We start from the raw sequence: 23,317 nt of genomic DNA on the forward strand, positions 1-23,317 counted from the left end.
GCATTTCGGAGATCAACTGATAATTCTACCATTGACGGGCGGCCTGCGCAGATGCGAGGCGCCCGTCACGGGCATAGCCTCAGGCGCGCGGCGCCAGTGTCGGATAGGCGGACAGCGACAACGAGAAACCGTCGGCAGTTGCATCCAGGCTTGCCTGGCCGCCCACGGGCAAGGTGAGCTTGCGCGCGCAGTGTCCGAAGGGCAGCCCCGTCAGCACGGGCAGCGCCAGCCGCTCGCGCAGATAGGACACCACGGAGGCCATGTCATAGCCGTTGTCGTAGTCGGTCACGCGGTAGTTGGAAAAGTCGCCCAGCAGGATGGCGCGCTGGGTACCCAGCACGCCGGCCTGCATCAGCTGCACCAGCATGCGTTCGACGCGGTACGGCGGCTCGTTCACATCCTCCAGGAACAGGATGCCCCCCTCGACCACCGGCATATAGGGCGTGCCCAGCAAGCTGCACAGCATGGCCAGGTTGCCGCCCCACAGCATGCCGGACAAAGTGTCCGTGAACGGCTGCCCACCCTGTTGCGGCGACGGCACCTCGATTCGGTACGCGGGGTTGCGCAACACGCCTTCGAAGTGCTCCCACATGAAGGTGTCGACCTTCTCCACACCGAAGTCGGCCAGCAGCATCGGGCCGGCAAAGGTGACACCCCCGGTGCGGGCGAGGTAGCCCAACTGGAAGGCGGTGAAATCGCTGTGGCCGACAATGGGCGTGCCGCTCGCGTTCGCCTGCCCGGCAATACGTTCAAAGTCCACGCGGTCGAGCAGGCGCGCGATGCCGTAGCCACCGCGCACCGCCAGGGTCAGCTCGCCGGCGGCACCGGTGCCGATGGCATGCAGGTCGGCAAGCCGCTCATCGTCGGTGCCGCCGAAGCGCAGGTAGCGCCGCGCCAGAATGTCCGGGTTGCCTACGTGGTAGCCGTGGGCCTTGAGCCAGGCACAGCCGCGCGCAGCGATGGCCACGTCATGCGGATATCCCGAGGATGCGATCAGCCGGACTTCGGTGTGCTGCGAAACGGCGGGCGAACTCATGCGTCTTGTAGGGGTTCGGATGGAGTAGTCGGATCGGCCAAGTCGGTCGGCTCAGGCAAGACGCCGGCCTGGTGCTCCTTCTGCGCGGCCTGTTGTGCGGCCTTTTGCGCGCGGCGGCGCGCACCGAAGAATGCCTTCAACATGCCACCGCATTCCTCGGCCAGCACGCCCCGCGTCACGGTGGTCTGGTGGTTCAACTGCGCCTGCTCGAAGAGATTGACCACGCTGCCGGCGGCGCCGGTCTTCGGATCGCTGGCGCCGTACACCACGTGCCGCAGGCGGGCATGCATGATGGCGCCGCTGCACATGGCGCAGGGCTCCAGCGTGACATACAGCTCGCACTCGGGCATGCGGTAGTTCCCCAGCACCTTGGCTGCGGCGCGCAGTGCCTGCATCTCAGCGTGGGCGGACGGGTCCACCGAACGGATCGGCAGGTTGTGGCCGCGCGCGATGATGGTGTCGTTCCACACCACCACGGCGCCCACCGGCACCTCGCCGGCGGCTTCCGCCAGGCGCGCCTCTTCGAGCGCGGCCCGCATGTAGCGGCGGTCGCGCTCGGCATCGGCGTCGGGCCCAGCCGTCAGGGCTGCGTCGCTCATCGCCGCTGCGCCTTCAATCCTGAGCCGGCAGGCTGGCCGGTGCGCTGACCTCGGCCCAGCAGTTCGGCGTTTCGAACAGCACCAGGCGGGTCAACTGCAGATGGTGCCCGAAGCAGTCCTTGAATAACGGAGCCAGGATGTCGAAGGCGATCTGGGCCAGGTTCTCCACGGTCGGAATGGCATCCAGCACCACGGTCTTGTGCCCTTCCATCGATTGCAGGAAGTTCAGCAAGGCGGTGTCGCCGCGGTAGATCAGGAAGGCATGGTCCCACTTGGAGACCAGGTGCTCGGTGGCCAGCGTCTTGATGTCACCGAAGTCCAGGATCATGCCTTCGTCCGACGCGCCTTCGCGATGCAGCACCTCGCCCGAGAGCGTCAGGTCGAGACGATAGCGGTGCCCGTGGATATTGCGGCATTGGCCGCAATGATTGGGGATGCGATGGCCGGAGTCGAACTCCAGCCGGCGGGTGATCGAGACTTGCTTGTTCATGTGTTCCTGGGCCATGGCCGCGTCCCGGTTGTCGCGCGACCTGCGCGCACCGGGGACGACGTTCAGCGGATGCCGAGCAGCTTATGCGTTTGCAGTGACAGGCGCCAGCGCGGATGGTTCTGGCAGAACGCCACGGCGGCGGCCGTATTTTCCCGCGCCAGCGGACCATCCATGGGCTGCACCAGGAAATGCCGGAAATCCAGCCGCTCGTATGCCGCGAAATCCTGGCCGGGCTGCGGAATCACCACCTTGAGCTCGTCGCCGCGCGTCACGGCCAGTTCGGCACCCATCTTCGGGCTGACGCAAACCCAGTCTATGCCCTCGGGCACGGGAATGGTGCCATTGGTCTCGATGGCGATCTCGAAGCCCTGCGCGTGGAAAGCGGCGATCAGCGGTGCGTCGAGCTGCAGCAGCGGCTCACCGCCGGTGCAGACCACCAGGGGCTGGCCGCCGGCGCCTTGCGGCCATTCGGATGCGACGGCCGCGGCCAGCGCCTGCGCGTCGCGGTATTTGCCGCCAAGCGTGCCGTCGGTACCGACGAAGTCGGTATCGCAGAACTGGCAAACCGCATTGTCACGGTCTTCCTCGCGGCCGCTCCACAGGTTGCAGCCCGCGAAACGGCAGAACACTGCCGCGCGGCCCGCGTTGGCACCCTCGCCTTGCAGCGTATAGAAGATTTCCTTGACAGCGTAAGTCATGCTTTGCGGCCCGCGAGGCCGTCACGTGGTTTCAGCGACCGGCGCCTTCGGCGGCAGTCCTTGGTGATCGTCGGAGAATGGCAGCGCGGCACACACAAGGCCTGCCGGCGGCGCCTTGTGGCGGCAAATGCCGGTCGGCACCGGCCGCTGCGAAGACTTCAAGTATACCAGAGGGGCCGGTAAGCCGCCTGCACATGCCCTCGTGCCGCTTCGCCGGGACGGCTTGCGCGTGGCCCTAGGAAGGCGTGGACGATACTGCACGCCGCGTCCGGCCTGGCCGGGGCAAGGCGGGGTGGCCTAGCGCTCGCCGATAAAGTCGCGCTTGCCGATCGGCACGCCGCGATGGCGCAGGATGTCGTAGGCCGTGGTCACGTGGAAATAGAAGTTCGGCAGGGCGAATTCGAGCAGATAGGATTTCCCGGTGAAGCGCACGGTTTCCGACCGCATCTTCAACTCGATGACGCGGTCCTCGCTGCCTTCCAGCTGGGCCGGCTTGATGCTTTCCAGGAAGGCCACGGTCTTGGCGATGCGCTCGCGCAGTTGATGGAAGCTCTCTTCGGTATCCGGCAACACGGGCGGCGCGATGCCGGCCAGCCGCGCGGCACAGCCCTTGGCGGTATCGCTGGCGCGCTGGACCTGCGCCAGCAGCGGGTACATGTCGGCATGGAGGCGGGTCTGCAGCAATTCCGCCGAATTGAATCCGTTGGCATCCGCATGGGCCACGCCCTTGTCGAGAATCACGCTCAGGTTGTGGAAGGCCCGGATGAAGAGCGGGATGGAGACGTCGTACATCGAAAGAGACATGGGAGATCCTTGTGCCTGTCGTGACGGGAACGCGCCCCGGCCCGCCCAGGCGATGAAGCCGGAGTCCGCCCCGCAAGCATAGACCGGATCGCGCCGGCGCGCCGCCTGCCCGCAGGCCGGCGGACTTCCCGCCGGCTTCCTGCCTGCTGTGCGCAGCGGCCGCGGCTAGGGCGCCGCCGAGGCCGCCTTCGCCGCCTGGTAGCCGGCGTACAGCCGGGCGAACACCGGTCCCGGCACCCCCTGGCCGACTGCCCTGCCGTCGATGGATACCACCGGCAGGATCTCCTTGCTGGCCGAGGACAGCAGCACCTCGTCCGCGGCGAAGACCTCCTCGCGGGCAATGCGGCGCGACTGCAGGGGAATTCCGGCAGCCTCGCACAGCGACTCGATCAAGGCATAGCGGATGCCTTCCAGGATCAGCGCGTCCTTGGGCGGCGCGCTGACCGTGCCGTCCTTGACGATCCACACATTGGAGGATGAGGCCTCCGTCAGCCAGCCATCGCGGAACTGGATGGCCTCCGTGACATCGTGCTCGGCGGCATACTGGGCCGCCAGCACATTGCCCAGCAAGGACGTCGACTTGATGTCGCAGTGCAGCCAGCGACTATCCTCCATCGTCACGCAAGCAACGCCGCGCTCCCGCGCCTGGGCCGAAGGCAGCGCCATCGGGCTGCTCATGATGAAGACAGTCGGCTCCACATCGCGCGGAAACGCGTGGGCGCGCCTGGCGACGCCGCGCGTGACCTGGATATAGATCATCTGGTCCACAGGGCTGTTGGCCTCGGCCACCTGCCCGATCAGCGCCATCCAGCCGGCCTCGTCATGCGGATTGCGCATACCGATGGCCGACAGGCTGCGCGCGAGGCGCGCCAGGTGCTGCGCCGCGCGGAAGGGCCGGCCGCCGTAGATGGGAATGACTTCGTAGATGCCGTCCCCGAAGATGAATCCGCGGTCGAGGACGGAAATGCGGGCTTCGGACAGCGGCGTGAATGCGCCGTTCAGGTAGACGATGGCGTCGTGCATATTCGATGGGAGCAACGCCCGGGGCGCTGCAGGACTGTGACTGAGGGGAAGGAAAGGCGGCCGAAGCCAGCCATTTCATTCTTCCACAGGGCAGCTTCCCATCTCATGCAAAATCGGCATGAGCGTGCCGCGCGGGGGCGCCTCAGTGGCCCGACACCATGCCCGCGCCGGCCGCGCCGCCGTCCTCGTCTTGCGCCGGCGGGCGGCCGGCCTCGCCCAGGAACTTGACGGTCAAGGCACCGGCAGCCAGCAGCGCGGGCACTGCCAGCAGGGTAAAGATGGCATCGAAACTCAAGTGCCGGCGCATCAGTTCCGCCCCCAGCAAGGCGCCGGCGATGCCGCCGAAACGGCCGATGCCCAGCATCCAGGCCACCCCGGTGGCGCGTCCCTTGGTCGGGTAGAAACCCGCGGCCAGCGAAGGCATCGACGACTGGGCGCCGTTCATCGCCGTCCCAGCCAGGAAGATCAGCACGCCCAGCAGCAGCAGCGGCCCGCCGCTGCCCTGGCCGACGGCGTAGATCAGCACCCCCGTCAGCGCATAGGTGAAGGCGATCACCTTGTTGGGGTTCATCCGGTCCATCAGCCAGCCCGCCACGATCGTGCCGACGCCTCCGCCCAGCGGGAACAGTGCGGTCAGGAAGGCGGCGCGCTCGATGCTGAAGCCGGCATCCTTCATCAGGGTCGGCATCCAGCTTGTCAGCAGGTAGAAGATCACCAGGCCCATGAAGTAGGTCAGCCACAGCATGAGCGTGCCAAGCCGGTAGCGGCGCGACAGCACCGTGCCGATGGCCGAACCGGTGCGCGGCGCCGCTTCGCCCAGCGTGAAGCGCACCGCCGGATCGATCGCCACGCCGGTGATGCGCGCCAGCACGCGCCGAACCCGTTCTGCCGGCTGCTCACGCACCACCAGATAGCGCACCGATTCCGGCAGCAGCGTGGTGAGCATCACGGCCAAGGCCAGCGGCACCACGCCGCCCAGCACCAGCACGCTGTGCCAGCCGTAGTGCGGGATCATCCAGGCCGCGACGAAGCCGCCCGCCGCCGAACCCAGCGGGAAACCGCAGAACATGGTGTTGACCAGCACGGCACGCCGCCGCGAAGGCGCGAATTCGGACATCAAGGTCACCGCATTGGGCATGGCGGCACCGAGGCCCAGGCCGGTCAGGAAACGCATCGCCGTCAGCGCTTCCAGCGAGTTGGCGAACGCCGTGGCCAGGCTCCATGCGCCAAAGAAGAAGACCGAAAGCACCAGCACCGTCTTGCGGCCGACCCGGTCGGCCAGCGGGCCGGCAAACAAGGCGCCGCCGGCCAGGCCGAACAGCGCTGCGCTCATGACCGGCCCCAGCGACGCCTTGTCTATCCCCCACTCCTGAACCAGCGAGGGCGCGATATAACCGATCGCCGCGGTATCGAAGCCATCCACCGCCACGATCAGGAAGCACAGGACGAGAACCAGCCACTGGTAGCCAGAGAAGCGCTGGCCATCGATAAATGCCTGCACATCGACGACGTGCGACGCTGCACCTTCTTTCATCATGTCTCCTGGCTGAGCGAACACGGCTCGAGGAGCCGCCTGCTTGCGCGTTGCCGGGCGGCTCGGCGTTTGTTCGCTTTTAGAACTCAAGTTCTATTCAGGAACAAATAATAAGAGCGAAGCAAAACGACCCAACATCGGCGTAAACCCGGGTACATCCAGCGGCAGCGGCAAATCGTCACGTGCACGTCACCCGCCAGCACACCGCCTCGGTGCCAAACACCCGCGCCATGCCGCGGCAGCGACGCTACACTAGGCTGCCAGGCCCAAATCAGACAACCACAGCCGGCATCGATCAGGAGACAGCCATGCTCACCAGCGCGCGCAACCAGTTCCCAGGGGAAGTCGTCGAAGTCAGGACCGGCGCTGTCAATGACGAGATCGTGGTCCAGCTCCCTAGCGGACAGCAGATCGTCGCGACCGTCACCCACGAAAGCGTGGCCGGGATGGGCCTGGCCAAAGGCAGGCAGGCCCTCGCCATGGTGAAGGCCAGCTCAGTGATCATCATGGTCGACGTGGACGTGAGCAAGGTCTCTGCCCGCAACGCCATCAGCGGCAACGTGTCGGCGCTGACGAAGGGGGCGGTCAACGCCGATGTGACCATCACGGCTGCCGGCGGACCGGCCGTCTGCGCGATCATCACGAACGCCAGCGTCGATCGCCTGGGGCTGGCAATCGGCAAACCCGCCGTGGCTATCTTCAAGGCATCCAGCGTGATCATCGGCGTGGACGGGTGAGCTGGCCGCCATCGGCACGCCTTCGTACCCTCTATTGCCGCATGCTGTCGGCGGGCTGCTGCCAGCCTGATTTAAGATAGGCAGCCCAGGCCCCCGCCGACGGCGCGTCGCGCCTTCCACCGCCCCCCTCGAACGATATGAACGCACCGTTCCCGATCCGCAAGGAATGCCCCCCGGGCGCCTGCATCTGCGGGCGCGAGGCGTTGCTGGACGACCCACAGGCCGACATCCGCGTGCTGCGGCTGACCCAGGAGGAGGAAAAGCGGCTGATCGCCCGGCTCGAGAGCCTGACCAGCCTGGCCGAACTGCAGCACATGGAAAAGCGCCTGCACGAGCAACTCGGCATCGTGCTCACCATCACGCCCAGCGCCAATGAGGTGCGCACCACGCGCGGCATCGCGATCCGGATCGCCGAGCAGCCAGGCCTGTGCCGCAAGACCCGCCAGTCCATTCCCGCAGCCATCCGCCGCAGCATGGAGAAATGCCCGGAGATTGCCTACGCCATCCTCAACGCGCACGACCTGCTGAGCGGCACCTGAGCGGCACCTGAGCGGCACCTGAGCGGCACCTGAGCGGCATAGGGACGCGCCGCGGCGTGCCCTGCCCCCTCACGCCGCCTGCCGGTGCGCGAAATAGGTGGGCGCGCGGTCATCCAGGATGGCCTGGAGGGCGCCCAGGTCGTTCGGATCCGGATTGAGCCAGGCATCCAGGTTTTCCGGCCGGATGGGGATGATGCAGCGGTCGTGCCCGGCCGCCGCGATCTCCGGCGGCGGCTCGTCCGTGATGGCGGCAAAGGAGTACAGGTCCGGCTCGCCGCCCGCGCCCTTGCTGAACGACCACAGGCACGCCACCAGCATGTCCATCGGCGGCTGCGGGCTGAATTCCAGCACCACGTTCTCCTCCGCTTCGCCAGCGTGCAGGCCGCGCTGCTCCAGCTTGTGGCGCGCCACGTTTTCGTAGAAGGCGGTCACGACGAGGACGGCGTGGTGATGGCCGAAGAGCTTGCGCCAGGCGTGTTCGAGATTGTCGCGCCGCGCATTGTAGGTACCCGGCCGCCGCCGTTCGTCGGCCGCGGTCCAGCCCGGCAGGCGGCACTGGTAGCGCATCGGCATCAGTACGCGCCGGCCGTCCTGCATCACGATGACGGGCGCATAGTGGCCAGGAAAGATGCGGGAGTCGGGCGCTGCGAGGTGGCTGCGCTGCAGGTCCGCCAGATTGCGCTGCGCCCGGGCGATCTTGTCGGCGGCGATGCGCTGGTCTTCCTCGGCCTTCTTGGTCCGCCGCGCGCCCAGTGCGCGCTCGGCATCGGCGAGGCGCGTCTTCTGGCGGAACAGTTCCGCCTCGAACGCGTTGGCCTGCTCCCGATCGCCCTCGGCGACGATGGCAGCCAGTTCGCGCTCGTCCGCATCGCGCGGGTCGGTGAAGTCCCCGCGCATCGCCTTGGGAATGCGCATCCAGCCGCCATCCCTGCGCTTCTCCCAGAACAGCTCGACATAGCGGCGCAAGCTGACATGCACCCCATACTCTCGTTCGTACCGGCGGTGCTCGGCACGGATCATCGCGGAATAGCACATCCTAGGCTCCCTCTGCGTCACCTGACCGCGCCATCGTCTGCCTGCATTGCACCGGCCACGGGCAGCCATGCACGCGCCGTGCCCCGACGGCGGGCCGGGCTGTGGCGTGTGTGGCGTTAACCATATGCCTTCCGCCGCATTCTCGCCTGTCCGCATCAAGCTGATAAGGGCCCGGGCGGCCCGGCCGCCGAGGCTGCGGCTCCACGGGCAGCACAGGCCGCCCGCGCCCGCTTCTCCAACTTCGGTAGGATAGCCATCAGGATGATGGCAAGGTCACCGCAAGCCCCTTAGGATCACCCCCGGGGCTATCACCTTTGCCCCAAATTCCCTAGTCGAACCGCCCCAGTCAGCGACCGGGGCGTCTTTTTTTGTGCGTCCGCGCATCGCCCAGGCGCATCCCACTGCATTCGGCGCCGCATCCATCCATGCCCGCCATGCCCCCGCTGGACCTGCCGGCGCCCTCCCTCACTGGCGTTCCCTGTCGCGGGTCAAAAAAATCCGGTGCGCCTCGGGATCGTGCAATATGCTAACGAATCGACCTGACAATGCTGGCCAACGCGCGGATGGAGGGCTCCTGGTTGGCCGGAACGATCTGATGCGCTTCCTCTCAAGGTGCCTTGTGCGGGCGCTGCAGCTTGCGACGGGCCTGACCCTGCCATGCATGGTGCATGCCCAGTCCGCCCCACAGGACAATTACCTCACCGCCAGTGTCCATCGACCCTCGCAGTCGATCTGCAGCGCGCCGTGGTTCCGGCCTCGCGCTCGGGCGCAACTCGAGGCGGCCGGCGACATGCCGATGTCCATCACCATGGAGATCCGGCACCCGTCGCCCACGGCAACGGGATGCAGCGCCTGGATCAGCATTCACTCCAAATCCGCGCTCGCCGCCTTGATGGGCCCGCCGGTCGTCATGGACCAGGTCCACAAGATGGATTTCCAGACAGCGGCGTCGGATACCGGGGCGGGCATCAGCAGCAAGCGTGCCACCATCAATGCCCAGGCAAGCTACACGCGGCTGTTCGGGGAGGCGTCCTTCCAGGGAAACGGCATGCTGGGCTATGCCGGCCTCGACATCCGCGAGGGCAAGGTCATCCCCGGCGAGACGCTGAACTCCAGCTTTGACCTGGAAGTGCACAGCCTGTCGACGGGTGAAAAAATCACCACCATCAAGGCGCCCGCCGCCTCGGTGGTCATCAGCGCGCGCACCGTCGGCCGCAAGCAGACCATCTCGACCGTGCTCGGCCGGCGCGAGTGCCTGCCGATCACCTACGAGAAATTGGCATCGCTGGGGCCGCTGACGATCGGCGACCAGATCTTCAAGCTGGAGCCCGCCACCATGCACGTCACCGAGTGGTATTGTCCGAGCGAGTCCTTCGTGCTGCGCACGGAAGTACGCCAGGACGGCAGGACCGAGGTGATCGACACCACGGCCCTCGGCGTCGACGACGACAACCCTTGACGGCATCGCGCCTCCGCCGCACCGCAACTTGCCGCCGCTGACTCGCGACCGGACCGGCAATGGAGCCTGGCGACACTCTCCCGGCCGAGGCTGGTCGCCGGCTGACGCCTACGCCGCCCGCCCCACCGCGTCCTCTTCCACCAATTGCCGGATCCAGTCATGCACGATGCGGATCTCGGGCGATGTCTCGATGCGCTCCGACACCATCAGGTAGTACGAATGCGCCGACGCCAAGCCAATCGGCGACAGGCGCACCAGTTGGCCCGAGGCGAGCAAGTGCAGCAGCAGGGAGCGGCGCCCATAGGCAATCCCCTGGCCACGGATCGCGGCATCGAGCATCAGCCCGGTGTCGGTGAACGTCGTCACGCGCCGGCTGCGCGGCATGGCGAGCCCGGCCGTGCGGAACCACGGCTCCCAGGCGTGGCGGCTGTGCGAAAGCAGCATCGCCTCGCCGAACACGCCTGGCATCGCGCGCCGGGACAGCGTGGCCAGATAGCCCGGCGCGGCCACCGGAAACCATTCGTCGTGGCCCAGGTCCAGGTGCGGCTCGACCGGCTTGGCGCGCGTGAAGCGTAGGGCGACATCGGCATCGCCATGACGCGGCACGATCATCTGGCTGGTCGGATCGAGGGCGATGGCAATCTGCGGATGGCGTCGCTGGAACTCCGCCAGGGCCGGCACCACGCGAAAGCGCGCAAACGAGGGCAGCACACTGACGCGCACGGTGCGGGTGTCGCGGGCCGCGCCGAATGCCGCGCCCAGCGTGGCCAGGGCCTCGCGTACCGGTCCCAGCAGGCGCTCTGCCTCGGCGGTGGGCGTGACCGTGCGCGTCGTGCGGACGAAGAGCGCGACGCCGCACTGCTCTTCCAGCTCCCGGATGCGATGGCTCACCGTGCTGTGGGCAAGACTGAGCGCCTCGGCGGCCTTGTGGAAGCTGCGCAGCCGGGCCACGGCATCAAAGGCGAGCAGCAGCGGAATAGGTGGAATCTGCTTCATGGCAATGTCGTGCGGCCGGTTCGCAAGCCGCGCTGGGGCGCGGCTTTGGGGGCGCCAGCCCGGATCATAGCCTACGCTTGGCACGCCAGATCCAGCCAAGCAGGCCCGCAAACGCAAGCGGGCCCCAGACGGCCAGCAACTCACCCAGGCCGGGCAGGTAGGCGCGCCGCGGCAGATCGCCATTCTGCGCGCTCACCCCGCCGCAGGCCAGCGCCACCAGCCAGGCCGCCTGCAGCCAGACGCTGCGGCCGGCCCGCTCCGCACCGAGCGCAACCGCGGCGGCCAGGGGCAGCAGGCCAAACGTGAGGGCGGACAGCATCGTGGTCTCCTTGCATAGAGTGGCCGCATCGGTGGTCGCATCGGTGACACACGGGTGGCGATAGGGCAAGGCGATACTGTAGACACGGGTGCGGACCCGGTTGCTGAAAGTTGCGGCGGGATTGTGCAACGCCTTCGACCAATCACCGCCGCGGACGCTGAGAACCTCCCCCGGCTGCATCCGCCAGGCCGGGACCGGCACGCACCATGCGCAAACCCGAGGCGCAAAGATGCGCGCGCTCAGCGAAACACGCCCACTGCCTCCGCCAGCCGGTTTGCCTGCTGCCGCAGCGCTTCGGCAGCGGCCGCGCTCTGCCCCACAAGATCCGCATTCTGCTGCGTGATCTGATCGATGTTGCCGATGGCATCGTCGACCCGGCCCACCCCTGAAGCCTGCTCTGCGGTGGAGGCGCTGATCTGCGCGATGAGATCGGAAACCCGCTGCACCTGCTTGACGATATCGTCCATCGTCGCGCCGGCGTCGTTGACGATCCTCGCGCCCTGCTCCACCCTGCCGACGCTGGCATCGATCAGTGCCTTGATTTCCTTTGCCGCGCTGGCGCTGCGTTGCGCAAGGCTTCTCACCTCCCCCGCCACCACCGCAAACCCGCGCCCCTGTCCGCCGGCACGCGCGGCTTCGACCGCGGCATTCAGCGCCAGGATATTGGTCTGGAAGGCAATGCCGTCGATCACGCCGATGATGTCGGAGATGCGCGTGGAACTGCCCGAGATGGCGTCCATCGTCGACACGACTTCCGACATGGCCTGGCCACCCTTTTCCGCCGCCATGCTGGCCTCCCCCGAGATCGAGTTCGCCTGGGACGCCGTCTCGGCATTGTTGCGGACCGCCTCGGTTACCTGCGCCATGGACGACACCGTATCGTGCACGCTGGCGGTGGCCCGCTCCGTCCGCGCACTCAGGTCGCCGTTGCGCTGGGCAATCTCCCCGCTTGCGCTCTGCACGCTCAGGACCTGCTCGCTGACGTCATCGATGAGCCATCGGAACATCAGGCCGAGCTGGCTGATGGTGCGCAGAGACATGCCGATCTCGTCCACCCGATCCATGTGATCCACCTTCTGGCTTTCGCCGGAGGCAACGCGCAGCGCTTGCTCCAACATGCGTTCGAGCGGCCGCGAAATCTGCGCCTCAAGCCAGAGTGACGCCACCAGCAGCGACAGGGCAAGGACGGCGCCCATGCCGTAGAGCGCCCCACCCGACACCCCGAGCGCGACGGCACCTGCCAAGCAGGCAGGCAGCACGCCGAGCAGCCCGCAGCGGATGCGCCAGCGCACGGGCATGGTGCGCAAGATCGACATCCAGCCGAGCCAGCCCCCGCGGATGAGCAGCCCCTTGTAGAAGCGGCGTCCGCGCGCCCTGCCTTCGCGGAAATCGCGATAGAGCGCATCCGCCGCCGCGATCTCCTCCCGCGACGCCTTGGTGCGTACCGACATATAGCCCGCGGCGCGACCGTTGCGCACGACCGGTGTCGCGTTCGCCCGAACCCAGTAGTGATCACCGTTCTTGCGCCGGTTCTTGACGAGCGCGGTCCAGGGTTCGCCGCGTTTCAGCGTGGCCCACATGTCCGCGAAGGCTTCAGGCGGCATGTCCGGATGGCGAACGATATTGTGGGGTTGCCCCTGTATCTCCTCGCGTGTGAAGCCGCTCACCTCCACGAAGGCGGCGTTGGCGTAAGCGATATAGCTCTGCGTATCCGTGGTGGACATCAACGTTGCGTTGTCGGGCAGTTCATATTCATGCTGTGTTACTGGCTGATTGTTGCGCATGCATTTCTCCCTATGGGCCATCACGATCGATCGCTAGCGAGTAGCTTGGGGCGCGCTAACGGCAGCCATTGCAAGAAATTAACCCCGCCGGTGCTGGGTACCGCAGAAAAATAAGCCGATAGAGGCAAAAAAAACCTGCTCCGGCGCGAATCTCAGCAGATTCCCCCTCAATCGCGACACAAGTCGGTACAAGTATTCATGACCACGTGATTGGACGGCACGGATGCGATACCTCACGACGTGAAGTGTTGCCGGGCTCCGTCTTCCTGTGTGGCCGGCGCCTCGAACGGCGGGGAACGCAGAACTTCTTCCCTCCCTCTTCCCTTTCCCCCGGCCTTCCCTCAGCCTGCCCTATTGCGCAGTTTCTCTGGGGCGTGACCTTTTCCGTGCTGATGGTGGGCCTGCAGACCTGGGTCCTCCGCGCGGCGGGCGACGCGGCCATGCAGGCCTCGGCCATCTACACTGCGATCTTCAATGTCTCGAGCGGATGCGGCGCGATGCTGGGCGCCTGGATATTGAGCCGCTCAGGATTGCCGGCGATCATGGACACGGCGGGCGCGGCCCTCATCGTGGCCCTGTCGATCGGCTTGTGGCAGCCACGCAAGTCAGGGCACTGACAGTTAATCGCAGCAGCGGAATCCGACGAACAGGTCGTTGCGGTGAGGCAGGTAGAAATTCCGGTAGCGAGGATGCTGCATGCGGCTGCGCGTGGCGAGTGATCCACCGCGTACCGAACGATGTGCGCCGAACCAGGGTGCTGAATATTCCTGGTAAGGGTCGGGCGAGAATCCCGCATAGGGCTCGAACGGATCGGCTGTCCACTCCCACACCGCGCCGCCCCAATGGATCAAGCCATGGGTTGCCGCGTACTCCCATTCGGCTTCCGTCGGTAGGCGCTTGCCGGCCCAGCGGCAATAGGCCTCCGCCTCGTAAGCATTGACGTGGCACACCGGCCTGTCGAGCGGCAGCGGCACCCACTGGCCGAACCAGCGCCATTCCCACTGACTCGGGATGCCGTCGGCCGCGCGCCAGCGCGCCGGATGGGCGAGCCCGCTCTGCTGCAGCCAGGCGAGGCCGGCCTCGGACCACCACTGCCGGTCGCGGTAGCCGCCGTCCGCCACGAATTCCGCGAAGGCGGCATTGCCGACGCACTCCACGTCGATCTGGAAAGGCGGGACCCGGACCGGATGCGCCCACTTCTCGTTGTCGAAGACGAAGCCGCCACCGGCCGGCGATCCCATCAGGAAGGTTTCGCCCCCCACCTGTTTCGATCCGGCGCCCGGCCGGACGGCGGGTATGCCGAGCGGGACATGCGTCGAGTAGTCGAGGGTCTGGCGCATATAGGTCAGCGCTTCGGCGTGCATGTCCTCGTGGAACAAGGCGAGCCGGAAGAAATAGAGGGCCTCGTCGGTGTCTTCCGAAGAGGCGAGCGCGGCGAGAACGCGTTCCAGGACGGCTGAGACATAGTCGCGCACCTTGGCGAGCGGGGGCAGCGCAAGATGCCAGCGATCCTGGTGCGCCACGCGCATGGAATCGAACAGGCGATCGGCGTCCGCCAGCATCGAAGGCAGGGTGGCGGTCAGGCGGCCGTCCTGGCCAGGACGCGGCGCCCTCAGCACCCAGTGCTCCGTGAACCACGCGACGTGGGCATACTCCCACAAGGGCGGGTTGATTCCCGGATCGTAGCGGACCTGCCATTGGAACGGCGACAGGTTCTCGAGGATGGCCCAGGTGCGCCGGTGCGAGTCGGAAAATGCCGCGCGCAGCCCAAACTTATTTATCCTTCTTGCTGCAAACCCCTCAGACCCGATCGTCATGCATCCTCCCAAGGCCACCGTTGCGATTATCAGCCCGGCGCTGCGCAAAGCCAACAATGGCAATTGGCAAACCGCCCATCGCTGGTCCCGCTTCCTGCAGAAGGACTACCAGGTCATGCTGGCCGCGGAATGGACGGCGGACAGCCAGGTTGGCTCCCCACCGGCGTGCCTGATCGCCCTGCACGCCCGCCGCTCCGCCGCTTCCATCGCCCGCTTTGCCGAGGCCTGCCCGGAACGCCCGCTGGTGGTGGTGCTGACCGGCACCGATCTGTACCGCGACATCCGCAGCGATGCCTGCGCCCAGCGCTCCCTCGAACTCGCGACCCACCTGGTGGTGCTGCAGGACGAGGGGCCGGCCGAGCTTTCCGCGGCGCAGCGCGCAAAGTGCCGGGTGATCTACCAGTCCGCTCCGGCATTCCACTCGACAACGGTGCCTCAGGACGCCCTCTTTGAGGTCGTGCTGGTTGGCCATATGCGGGCGGAGAAGGACCCGCTGACGCCGATGCGCGCCCTCGCCCTGCTTCCCGACGATTCGCGAGTGCGCCTGACCCACATCGGCAGCGCGCTGGACGACGAGTACCTGCGGGCGGCACAGGCACTGCAGGCACAGGACTGGCCAGGGGTGCGGCGCTATGTCTGGCTGGAGAACCTGCCCCATGCCGAAACGCGGCGACGCATCGGGCAAGCGCAAGTCATGGTCATCTCCAGCGTGATGGAAGGCGGGGCCAATGTGATCATTGAGGCCGTCACGAGCGGCGTGCCGGTGCTGGCCAGCCGCGTCCCGGGTAACGTCGGCATGCTGGGCAGGGACTACGACGGCTACTTCCCGCCAGGCGACGCCGCGCAGCTTGCGCTGTTGCTCGAGCGCGCCAGCCGCGATGCGGCTTTCCTCGAACGCCTGCGGCAGCAGTGCGCGATCCGGGCGCCGCTGTTCGCCCCGGCGCGAGAGCACGCGGAAGTGATTAAACTTGTCGCCGAAGTCCTGCAAACGACATAATCGCGGGCCTTCGCTGTGGCACTCGCCAGCACAGGCATCCGTTACCCGCTTCATACACCCGACTCCCGAGATTGCCAGCCATGCTCCTCAACAACATCACACGCAGGCTCCAGCGCCTCGCAGCAGTTGTCCTGCTCGGTCTTGCCTGTCTCCCGTCCGCACAGGCGACGCAAGCCGTCCTGAGAGTCTCCGCCATCCCCGATGAAGCGCCGACCGAACTGCAGCGCAAGTTCGCGCCGCTCGGCAAGTATCTGGAGAAGGAAACCGGGATGAAGGTGGAGTTCGTGCCGGTCACGGACTACGCTGCGGTGGTCGAGTCGCTGGCGACCGGCAAGATCGACATGGCCTGGCTGGGCGGCTTTACCTACGTGCAAAGCAAGATCCGGACGAACGGCGCCACCATACCCATCGTCCAGCGGCAGGAAGATGCGGCGTTCACCAGCAAGTTCATTACCGCCGATCCCAAGATCAAGTCCCTGTCCGATCTCAAGGGCCGCACATTCGTTTTCGGCGCCCCGTCCTCGACTTCCGGCCACCTGATGCCGCGCTACTTCCTGCTGCAGGCCGGCATCAATCCGGACAAGGACTTCAAGACCATCGCTTATTCAGGCGCGCACGATGCGACGGCTGCCTTCGTCCAGGCCGGCAGGGCCGACGCCGGCGTGCTCAATGCCTCGGTCTGGGACAAGCTGGTGGAGCAGCACAAGGTGGATCCTGCCAAGGTCCGCGTGTTTGCCGTCACGCCGCCCTACCACGACTACAACTGGACCGTGCGCGGCGGGCTCGACCCGGCCTTGCGCAAGACACTGACCGAGGCATTTCTCCGCCTCGATCCGAGCAACCCCGAGCAGCGCCAGATCATGGCATTGCAGCGGACCGTCAAATACATCCCCACCACGCCGGAAAATTACAACGGCATCGAGGCTGCGGCCCGCGCAGCAGGCCTGATCAAGTGAGTTTCCGACTCGACGCCACCAGCGTCAGCTACGCCAACGGGCAGCGGGCGCTCAGCCAGATCGCCTTGTCGGCGGCCAGCGGCGAGCGCATCGCCCTGATCGGGCCGTCGGGCGCCGGCAAGACCACCATGCTGCGCTTGCTGGCAACGTCGCTGCGTCCAGGCGAGGGTCGTGTCGAGGTTCTGGGGCGCAGCCCCTGGGCGCTGTCCGCAGCGGGCCTGCGGAAGTTGCGCTGCCGCATCGGCATGGTGCACCAGGTGCCGCCGATGCCGCCGCGCCAGCGCGTGGTTACCGCCATCCTTGCCGGCCGCCTCGGCGTCTGGCCTGGCTGGAAATCGCTTCTCTCGCTGATCTACCCGGCGGACATTGCCGGCGCCAGCGAGCAGCTCGCCCGCCTCGAGCTGGCCGACCGCCTGTTCGACCGCTGCGACCAGTTGTCAGGCGGCCAGCTACAGCGTGTGGGTATCGCGCGCGTGCTGTACCAGAGCCCGGAGCTGATCCTGGCGGATGAGCCGGTCTCGGCAATGGATCCCGCCCTGGCCAATCTCGCCCTGGGCGAACTATGCCGGGAGGCCGCTACGCGCTCCGTGACGCTGGTCGCCAGCCTGCATGCGGTGGATCTTGCGCTGCGCTGGTTTCCCCGCATCGTCGGCCTGAAGTCCGGCGAGATCGCGTTCGATCTGCCGGCAGAGAGAGTCAGCGACGCGCTGCTGCGCGAGCTCTACGCCTCCGAGAGCGAGTCGCCGCCGGTGCAGGGCAAGGAGGACCTTCCCCTTGTCGCGCCTGGCGGCGCCCGGCCCAGGGCCGCTTGCCGATGATCGCCCATCCTCGCGATCCGCAAGTGCTGCGGCGGGCCGGCGGCCTGCTTCTGGCGTTCGTGCTGCTGTGGCCCCTGTTGAGGCTGTCGCAGTTTCGCCCGGCGTCCTTGTTCGAGCCCGGCAACCTGAAGGTGATGGGCGGCTTTCTGCGCAATTTCTTCCCGCCGGATGTCTCGGCGGAGTTTCTCGGCTATCTCGCCAAGGCAACGCTGGAGACGCTCGCGATCGCCACCGCGGGCATCGCCCTGGCCTTCGTCGTTGCCGCACCGCTGGCCGCGGCGATGACCGGCAGCCTCTCGGTCTCCCGCATCGGTCCCGGCCGCGGGCACAAGGTGCGTTCGGCATTGCGCGTCGGCATACGTGGCCTGGTGCTGCTGCTGCGTGGGGTGCCGGAACTGGTGTGGGCGCTGCTCTTCGTGCGCGCCTTGGGCCTGGGCGCAACGGCCGGCGTGCTGGCCCTGGCGGTCACCTACGGCGGCATGCTGGCAAAGGTCTATGCGGAAATCCTCGAGTCCGGCGACAAGCGCGCGGTGGACGCGCTGCTCGTCGGCGGCAGCGGGCGCCTGCCGGCGCTGTTCTACGGGCTGCTGCCGAATGCGGCCCAGGAGCTGGTGTCGTACACCGTCTATCGCTGGGAGTGCGCGGTGCGCGCCTCGGTGGTCATGGGCTTCGTCGGTGCCGGCGGGCTCGGCCAGCTGATGGATCAGGCCATGAAGATGCTCGATGGCGGCCAGACCGCGACCATCCTGCTGGTCTTCCTGCTGCTGGTCCTGCTGGCGGACGCGCTCAGCGCCCGGCTGCGCAAACTACTGGCCTGAACCATGGCGAACCAAGCCAAAGCCGTCCAGATCTGCCTGAGCTGCCTGCTCACCATGATCGCCGTCGCCGTCGCGATCTCGCTCAGTTTCGCCTATCTGTCGCTCGATCTCGGCCGGCTCTTCTCCGCCGACGCGGCCGGCCAGATGCTGCGCTTCCTGCTGTCCTTCTTTCCACCCGAGCTGTCGCCCGCCTTCCTCGTCCGGACGGGCAGCAGCATGCTGGAAACCTTCGCGGTCTCCGCCGTCGGCACACTATGCGCCGCAATCCTCGGCTTCGCCCTGGCGCTGCCGGCTTCCGGCCTGTATGGCACGGCGCCGCGCGCGCTGGCGCGCTTCCTGTTGAACCTGCTGCGCTCGATCCCCGAACTTGTGTGGGCGACCCTGACCGTGCTTGCCACAGGCCTCGGCCCGTTCGCCGGCACCCTTGCGCTGGCGCTGCATACCGCTGGCGTGCTGGGCCGCCTGTTCGCCGAAGCGCTGGAGAATGCGCCGGTCGCACCCGCACGCGCGCTGGCCGAAGCCGGGACCCCGCCCGCGCTGGCCTTCGTCTATGGCACGCTGCCCTGCGTGCGTCCGCAGTTCCTCTCCTACAGCCTGTACCGCTGGGAAACGAACATCCGCATGGCGGCAATCCTGGGCTTCGTCGGCGCCGGCGGGCTCGGGCAAATGCTGTATTACGAGCTCTCTCTCTTCCATCTGCCGCAGGCTTGCACGGTGATCTTCGCCATGCTCGTACTGGCCGCGCTTGTCGACACCACCAGCGCCCTTCTGCGCCGCGAGGGCGCGGTGGCGAATTGAAGGTAGCATGCGCCGTCTCATGTCCGGCCCGGGGTTCTGGTCAGCCGGCAGCGGCGGCGGTCGAACGGACTCGTGTCGCCTGGCCTGTACACGCGGGCATCTTCATCTCGCCCCGCTCTCACTCAACTGCGTGCGCCGATTCACGCCAAGCCATACCAGCGACGCTGCGGCCAGCGCAAGCCAGGGAAGGAGCGCAAGGTTCATCGTTTGCCAGCCGAAGGCTTCGAGCAGGCCGCCTGCGCTGAACGAGCACGCCAGCCCGATGGCGAAGATCGTCATGTCGTTGATGGCCTGCGCCCGCGCCTTCTCGGCCGGGGTGTAGGTGCTGGTCAGCAGCGTCGTGCCGCCGATGTACATGAAGTTCCAACCCACGCCGAGCAGGATCAGCGCACCTGCGAACGAGCCGAAGCCCGTGCCGGTCAAGGTCATCAGGACGTGGCCGACGAACAGCACCACCCCTGTCAACATGATGCGCAGCACGCCGAAGCGGGCGATCAACGAGCCGGTGAAGAACGACGGCAGGAACATGCCCAGCACGTGAAGCTGGATGACGGTAGCAGCGGTGCCGAGCACGTGATCGTGATGGAGCATCGCGATCGGCGTGGCGGTCATCGCCAGAATCATGATGCCGTAGCCCGTGGCGGCGCCGAACAGCGCGACCAGGTAAGCGGGCTGCGCGACGATCTCCTGCCACGGCCGCCCCTTGCCGTGTTCGGTCGCGGCGGGCGCCGGCGCCGGGGCCTGCAGGCCCAGCAGGACGCCCGTGGCAAGCAGCGACACGACGGCCAAGATCAGGAACGAGCCCAGGTACTCGGGCCGCAGGAGAGCGCCGCCGAGCCGTGCCAGCGTGGGGCCGGCCAGTGCAGCGACCACACCACCAGCCATGACCAGTGAGATCGCACGCGGACGGAACGCCTCGTCGGCTACCTCGCTGGCCGCGAAGCGGTAGAACTGGGCGAACGCCTGATAGTTGCCGACGAGGAAGGTGCCGAACGCAAGCGTCGGAAGCGAAGCGCTGGAGATGCCGAAGGCGGACACAAGGCCACCGGCCACTCCCAGGAAGGTGCCGCACAGGAAGCCGGCGCGGCGACCGACTCGAGCCATCCACATCGAGGCCGGGAACATCATGATCGCCGTCCCCAGAAACATCGTGGCGACGGGCAAGGTGGCCCAGCGCGGAGACTCCGCCATCTGACCGCCTGCCAACCCGCCGACGGTCATGACCATGACGGAGACGATCTGGAACAGGGCCTGCGCGCTTGCCAGGATCAGCACCTGGCGGTGCATGGTGTTCTTCAGCATTGAAGTCCTTTTGGTTCTTTGTTGAGCCTCCGCGTGCCCCGCATGCCCGTTGAAGTCCACGCGATCGGCGTACCTATCCTGGCTCGCAGGCTCCGTGTTATTCATCCATCATTCCAACGAATGATAGAATGATTAAGTGAAGAACTGCTCATGTCAAGCACAAATCCCAGGCGCGTGATTCACGAGAACCTGGCCGAGATCGCGAAGGCGATGGACCATGAACATCGCCTCGAGTTGCTCGGACTCATCGCCCAGTGGCTAGTGCCGAGGGACTTATTGCCTTCTGTCCAGCGAAGCCGTGGCCGCCCCGCGCGCCAAAGGCTATCGGATCCGCCGCCTGGAGGACGGCTTTCCCGAGTGGAAGGCGGCAGGCTTTGCCGTCGAAACCACCTGAGCCGCGCCGCATTCCGCGAAAAGGCCGCCGCAGCCCCTGTCCATCCGGCGAGACGTATTTCTGCGACCGCGCATACCGCGCCTACCGGGCATTTGCCGGCGGCGACAGCCTAGGCGGCAACCGCCTGGCACGCTGGGCTCACGCTAGGCTGAACCGAGTCGATGGCGTCGATCACCTCGCTGACGCTGGGAACCACGCCGTGGCCGCCCAGCGAAACGGAGCGACCCGGTGCGTCGATACCGAAATGCTCGCGCGAGGTGCGCGTGAAAATCATCACGGCGGGCCGTCTGAGGGCGTCAGCGATATGGACCAGGCCGGTATCCGTGCCGATCACCAGGGTTGCGTGATTGACCACACGGGCCCAGTCGGTCACGGACGTGCGTGGCGCCAGCATCGCGCCCGGAATGCCGGCGACAATCGCCTCGGCTTCTTCACGCTCGGCCTGGGAACCCCACGCTATCAGCAGCCGCAGTCCACGGCCGCTCAGTTCGCGGCCCACGCCGACCCAGTTCTCGCGCGGCCACTTCTTGGTCTCGCACGAAGTGCCATGGAACATCACGGCGAACGGGCGGCCGGCGGCAAAGGCGGGCAGGCCCGGCGGAACGCGCAGGCCGTAGTCGGGATCGGCATGTAGCGGGTAGCCGAGCGCCTTGCTGACGCAAAGCCGGATGCGGTGCCTCGCCGTAACGAGGTGGGGCGCAGCGCTTGGGTCGAAGATGTCGGTATAGGCGAACGCCGCGCCGCGCTCACCCAGCTCGTTGGTCGGGAAGCCGAAGCGGTGCCGTGCCCGCGCCAGGAAGGTCACGATGGCGCTTTTGTATACCCCGTGAACGTCGATGACCACATCGTATTTTTCCCTGCGCAGCTCGCGTAGCGCGCGGAAGATGGCGCGCAGGTCCGACCACTGGCGCATCTGCTTGTAACGTCGCAAGGGCGGACTGATCACGCGATCGATATCGGCATTCCAGCGCGGCACCTCTGCGCAGTATTCATCCGCGATCCAATCGATACGCACGCCGGGGAACGCGCGCTTGAGGTCTGCCACCAGCGGCTGCGTGAATACCATGTCGCCGAGCGAGGTGATCTTGACGATGAGGATGCGTTTCATCGGATGACTGGCACTACCTGGCAAGCGAGGTTAGCGGGGCGACGGCCGGGCAGGAAGCCCTTGCAGGTCACGGTCACAGCGATTTTACGCATGCCGGAAGACCGCCAGAACGATTTTCCGCGAATGTGCACTGCCACGGCAGGTTCGCACTTGACTTTGGGCTCGTCGCGCCACTTCATCAGCGGCTGAGGAGTCACTTCTCTCCACGCCCCCTACCGTCGCCCCTGCCCGGCTCGGACGCCCGCGACGAACTACTGCAGTTTCCGAAGCTGAGCCCCCCTCGCTTCCGGCGCACCATCCGCCGTCAAGAACTGCGGCAGATCGCTCCCTTGGCCGAGACGACAATCTACGCAATGGAGCGCCGCAGTGAGTTCCCGCGTCGCCTCAACCTGACCCTGCGCTGCTGTGGGTTGAAGGGAATGCTACGGGGTGGGGAGCAATTCGAGCTAGGATGGGTACACCACAGGCACGACTCGTGACCGTGGTATGTTGCGCCTTCTCAAACCGCTTAGCGCCATCCCGGCCTCATGCAATTCTGGAATCTTGTCACCTGTTTGGGTGAGAGCACCTATCTATTGCCCAGCGCGATCATGATCGCGCTGTGCCTCTGCTACCACCGCGCGCAAGGCAACGCCCTGCGATGGCTAGTGGTCGTCGCCGTTACTGCGGGCCTAACCCTTATATCCAAGCTTGCCTTCATGGGATGGGGCGTTGGCATTCCCGCGCTCGACTTCACTGGCTTCTCCGGCCATAGCGCGATGTCTGCGGTCGTTCTACCAGTGCTGCTCTATCTGTGCATACCGACTTCGCGCCCTGGCCTGGCACGGTTCACCGCAGTCTGCGGCATCGGCCTGGCACTGCTGATTGGCTGGTCGCGCCTGGTCTTGCACGCGCACTCGCCATCCGAGGTTGTGTCTGGGCTGGCCTTGGGGCTGCTCGCCAGCGTGGCCTTCCTGATCTGGTCCGGTCGCGATGTGCTACCGCGGAGTGTGGCGCCGCTGGCCGCCGCACTACTCGCCCTAACCATGCTGCATGCGCCGCCGCTGCGTGCCGCCACTGGCGCCTCGCATCGCTTGGTCGAAAGCATGGCAGCCTACCTGTCCGGGCGCGACCGCCCCTACCAGCGCAACCAATTGCGCGCCCTTATCACCAACGGACGAGCCACAGGAGCAATTCGAGTCACGGATCGGATGTGAAAAAACCCGCGCGAGGCAGGCATGAAAAAGGCCGCCAGCAGGCGGCCCCAAAACCATCAA

General features: G+C 66.6%; 25 protein-coding genes and 1 pseudogene. 12 read left to right on the top strand and 14 right to left on the bottom strand.

Annotation, left to right across the window (positions count from 1 at the left end; translation table 11 throughout):
• Positions 1 to 79 precede the first annotated feature (79 nt).
• The 7 genes from ldcA to AC1Z3O_RS10120 form a co-directional block, all read right to left on the bottom strand.
• Complete coding sequence (gene ldcA, locus AC1Z3O_RS10090; protein WP_483515586.1) at positions 80 to 1,036, bottom strand: muramoyltetrapeptide carboxypeptidase; 957 nt, start codon at positions 1,034 to 1,036, stop codon at positions 80 to 82.
• The gene (tadA, locus tag AC1Z3O_RS10095) at positions 1,033 to 1,635 is read right to left on the bottom strand and encodes a tRNA adenosine(34) deaminase TadA (RefSeq protein WP_483515587.1); all 603 of its coding nucleotides are present in this window, start codon (positions 1,633 to 1,635) and stop codon (positions 1,033 to 1,035) included. Before tadA ends, ldcA begins: the two co-directional genes overlap by 4 nt.
• Positions 1,636 to 1,648: 13 nt before the next feature.
• Complete coding sequence (locus AC1Z3O_RS10100) at positions 1,649 to 2,125, bottom strand: 6-pyruvoyl trahydropterin synthase family protein (RefSeq protein WP_483515588.1); 477 nt, start codon at positions 2,123 to 2,125, stop codon at positions 1,649 to 1,651.
• A gap of 62 nt (positions 2,126 to 2,187) precedes the next feature.
• Positions 2,188 to 2,823 carry a 7-carboxy-7-deazaguanine synthase gene (gene queE / locus AC1Z3O_RS10105; RefSeq protein ID WP_483515589.1) on the bottom strand — a complete coding sequence of 212 codons (636 nt, stop codon included), beginning with the start codon at positions 2,821 to 2,823 and terminating at the stop codon, positions 2,188 to 2,190.
• A 297-nt stretch (positions 2,824 to 3,120) separates the two neighbouring features.
• Complete coding sequence (locus AC1Z3O_RS10110) at positions 3,121 to 3,627, bottom strand: DUF1993 domain-containing protein (protein WP_483515590.1); 507 nt, start codon at positions 3,625 to 3,627, stop codon at positions 3,121 to 3,123.
• 165 nt (positions 3,628 to 3,792) lie between these two features.
• The gene (locus AC1Z3O_RS10115) at positions 3,793 to 4,650 is read right to left on the bottom strand and encodes a D-amino acid aminotransferase (RefSeq protein WP_483515591.1); all 858 of its coding nucleotides are present in this window, start codon (positions 4,648 to 4,650) and stop codon (positions 3,793 to 3,795) included.
• Between the two features lie 142 nt (positions 4,651 to 4,792).
• The gene (locus tag AC1Z3O_RS10120) at positions 4,793 to 6,184 is read right to left on the bottom strand and encodes an MFS transporter (RefSeq protein ID WP_483515592.1); all 1,392 of its coding nucleotides are present in this window, start codon (positions 6,182 to 6,184) and stop codon (positions 4,793 to 4,795) included.
• Between the two features lie 308 nt (positions 6,185 to 6,492).
• On the opposite strand from AC1Z3O_RS10120, the gene AC1Z3O_RS10125 reads away from it, so the two are divergent.
• Positions 6,493 to 6,921 carry a TOBE domain-containing protein gene (locus AC1Z3O_RS10125; RefSeq protein ID WP_483515593.1) on the top strand — a complete coding sequence of 143 codons (429 nt, stop codon included), beginning with the start codon at positions 6,493 to 6,495 and terminating at the stop codon, positions 6,919 to 6,921.
• A 137-nt stretch (positions 6,922 to 7,058) separates the two neighbouring features.
• Positions 7,059 to 7,460, top strand: coding sequence for a hypothetical protein (locus tag AC1Z3O_RS10130; protein WP_483515594.1), 402 nt, complete (start codon positions 7,059 to 7,061; stop codon positions 7,458 to 7,460).
• Positions 7,461 to 7,529: 69 nt separating this feature from the next.
• On the opposite strand, the gene AC1Z3O_RS10135 is transcribed toward AC1Z3O_RS10130, so the two are convergent.
• On the bottom strand, positions 7,530 to 8,495 hold the full coding sequence (locus AC1Z3O_RS10135; protein ID WP_483517569.1) for an SOS response-associated peptidase family protein: 966 nt from the start codon (positions 8,493 to 8,495) through the stop codon (positions 7,530 to 7,532).
• 796 nt (positions 8,496 to 9,291) lie between these two features.
• Here AC1Z3O_RS10135 and AC1Z3O_RS10140 point away from each other — a divergent pair.
• A complete protein-coding gene (locus AC1Z3O_RS10140; RefSeq protein ID WP_483515595.1) occupies positions 9,292 to 9,954 on the top strand; it encodes a hypothetical protein in 663 nt (220 codons plus the stop codon).
• Positions 9,955 to 10,062: 108 nt separating this feature from the next.
• On the opposite strand, the gene AC1Z3O_RS10145 is transcribed toward AC1Z3O_RS10140, so the two are convergent.
• From AC1Z3O_RS10145 to AC1Z3O_RS10155, 3 genes are all read right to left on the bottom strand, one after another.
• On the bottom strand, positions 10,063 to 10,950 hold the full coding sequence (locus AC1Z3O_RS10145; RefSeq protein ID WP_483515596.1) for a LysR substrate-binding domain-containing protein: 888 nt from the start codon (positions 10,948 to 10,950) through the stop codon (positions 10,063 to 10,065).
• Between the two features lie 64 nt (positions 10,951 to 11,014).
• Positions 11,015 to 11,269 carry a hypothetical protein gene (locus AC1Z3O_RS10150; protein WP_483515597.1) on the bottom strand — a complete coding sequence of 85 codons (255 nt, stop codon included), beginning with the start codon at positions 11,267 to 11,269 and terminating at the stop codon, positions 11,015 to 11,017.
• A gap of 239 nt (positions 11,270 to 11,508) precedes the next feature.
• Positions 11,509 to 13,053, bottom strand: a complete 1,545-nt coding sequence (locus AC1Z3O_RS10155) for a methyl-accepting chemotaxis protein (protein ID WP_483515598.1) — start codon at positions 13,051 to 13,053, stop codon at positions 11,509 to 11,511.
• 248 nt (positions 13,054 to 13,301) lie between these two features.
• Here AC1Z3O_RS10155 and AC1Z3O_RS10160 point away from each other — a divergent pair, with 248 nt between their 5' ends.
• The gene (locus tag AC1Z3O_RS10160) at positions 13,302 to 13,670 is read left to right on the top strand and encodes a hypothetical protein (RefSeq protein ID WP_483515599.1); all 369 of its coding nucleotides are present in this window, start codon (positions 13,302 to 13,304) and stop codon (positions 13,668 to 13,670) included.
• 3 nt (positions 13,671 to 13,673) lie between these two features.
• Here AC1Z3O_RS10160 and senA read toward each other — a convergent pair whose 3' ends face one another.
• Positions 13,674 to 14,933 (bottom strand): selenoneine synthase SenA, encoded by a 1,260-nt coding sequence (gene senA / locus AC1Z3O_RS10165; protein ID WP_483515600.1) that lies wholly within the window; start codon positions 14,931 to 14,933, stop codon positions 13,674 to 13,676.
• Here senA and senB point away from each other — a divergent pair.
• The 5 genes from senB to phnE all read left to right on the top strand — a co-directional run bounded on the left by senB (position 14,869) and on the right by phnE (position 19,257).
• Positions 14,869 to 15,867, top strand: a complete 999-nt coding sequence (gene senB / locus AC1Z3O_RS10170; protein WP_483515601.1) for a selenoneine biosynthesis selenosugar synthase SenB — start codon at positions 14,869 to 14,871, stop codon at positions 15,865 to 15,867. The genes senA and senB overlap by 65 nt on opposite strands.
• A gap of 80 nt (positions 15,868 to 15,947) precedes the next feature.
• Positions 15,948 to 16,823: a putative selenate ABC transporter substrate-binding protein gene (locus tag AC1Z3O_RS10175; protein WP_483515602.1), complete on the top strand. Its 876-nt coding sequence runs from the start codon at positions 15,948 to 15,950 to the stop codon at positions 16,821 to 16,823.
• Positions 16,820 to 17,641, top strand: a complete 822-nt coding sequence (locus AC1Z3O_RS10180) for a phosphonate ABC transporter ATP-binding protein (protein ID WP_483515603.1) — start codon at positions 16,820 to 16,822, stop codon at positions 17,639 to 17,641. The genes AC1Z3O_RS10175 and AC1Z3O_RS10180 overlap by 4 nt, the downstream gene beginning before the upstream one ends.
• A complete protein-coding gene (locus tag AC1Z3O_RS10185; protein ID WP_483515604.1) occupies positions 17,638 to 18,459 on the top strand; it encodes a PhnE/PtxC family ABC transporter permease in 822 nt (273 codons plus the stop codon). Before AC1Z3O_RS10180 ends, AC1Z3O_RS10185 begins: the two co-directional genes overlap by 4 nt.
• A gap of 3 nt (positions 18,460 to 18,462) precedes the next feature.
• Positions 18,463 to 19,257, top strand: coding sequence for a phosphonate ABC transporter, permease protein PhnE (phnE, locus tag AC1Z3O_RS10190; protein WP_483515605.1), 795 nt, complete (start codon positions 18,463 to 18,465; stop codon positions 19,255 to 19,257).
• A gap of 102 nt (positions 19,258 to 19,359) precedes the next feature.
• Here the strand turns inward: phnE and AC1Z3O_RS10195 are convergent, their stop codons facing one another.
• Complete coding sequence (locus tag AC1Z3O_RS10195) at positions 19,360 to 20,559, bottom strand: MFS transporter (protein WP_483515606.1); 1,200 nt, start codon at positions 20,557 to 20,559, stop codon at positions 19,360 to 19,362.
• 262 nt (positions 20,560 to 20,821) lie between these two features.
• On the opposite strand from AC1Z3O_RS10195, the pseudogene AC1Z3O_RS10200 reads away from it, so the two are divergent.
• Positions 20,822 to 20,953 (top strand): annotated as a pseudogene (locus AC1Z3O_RS10200) (ArsR family transcriptional regulator); the annotation flags it as partial.
• 109 nt (positions 20,954 to 21,062) lie between these two features.
• On the opposite strand, the gene waaC reads toward AC1Z3O_RS10200, so the two are convergent.
• The gene (gene waaC / locus AC1Z3O_RS10205; protein ID WP_483515607.1) at positions 21,063 to 22,061 is read right to left on the bottom strand and encodes a lipopolysaccharide heptosyltransferase I; all 999 of its coding nucleotides are present in this window, start codon (positions 22,059 to 22,061) and stop codon (positions 21,063 to 21,065) included.
• Between the two features lie 125 nt (positions 22,062 to 22,186).
• Here waaC and AC1Z3O_RS10210 point away from each other — a divergent pair, with 125 nt between their 5' ends.
• Positions 22,187 to 22,540 (top strand): helix-turn-helix transcriptional regulator, encoded by a 354-nt coding sequence (locus AC1Z3O_RS10210; protein WP_483515608.1) that lies wholly within the window; start codon positions 22,187 to 22,189, stop codon positions 22,538 to 22,540.
• Positions 22,541 to 22,588: 48 nt separating this feature from the next.
• Complete coding sequence (locus AC1Z3O_RS10215) at positions 22,589 to 23,257, top strand: phosphatase PAP2 family protein (protein ID WP_483515609.1); 669 nt, start codon at positions 22,589 to 22,591, stop codon at positions 23,255 to 23,257.
• Positions 23,258 to 23,317 lie beyond the last annotated feature (60 nt).

The sequence above is a fragment of the Cupriavidus sp. 09_S30 genome, assembly GCF_056930435.1.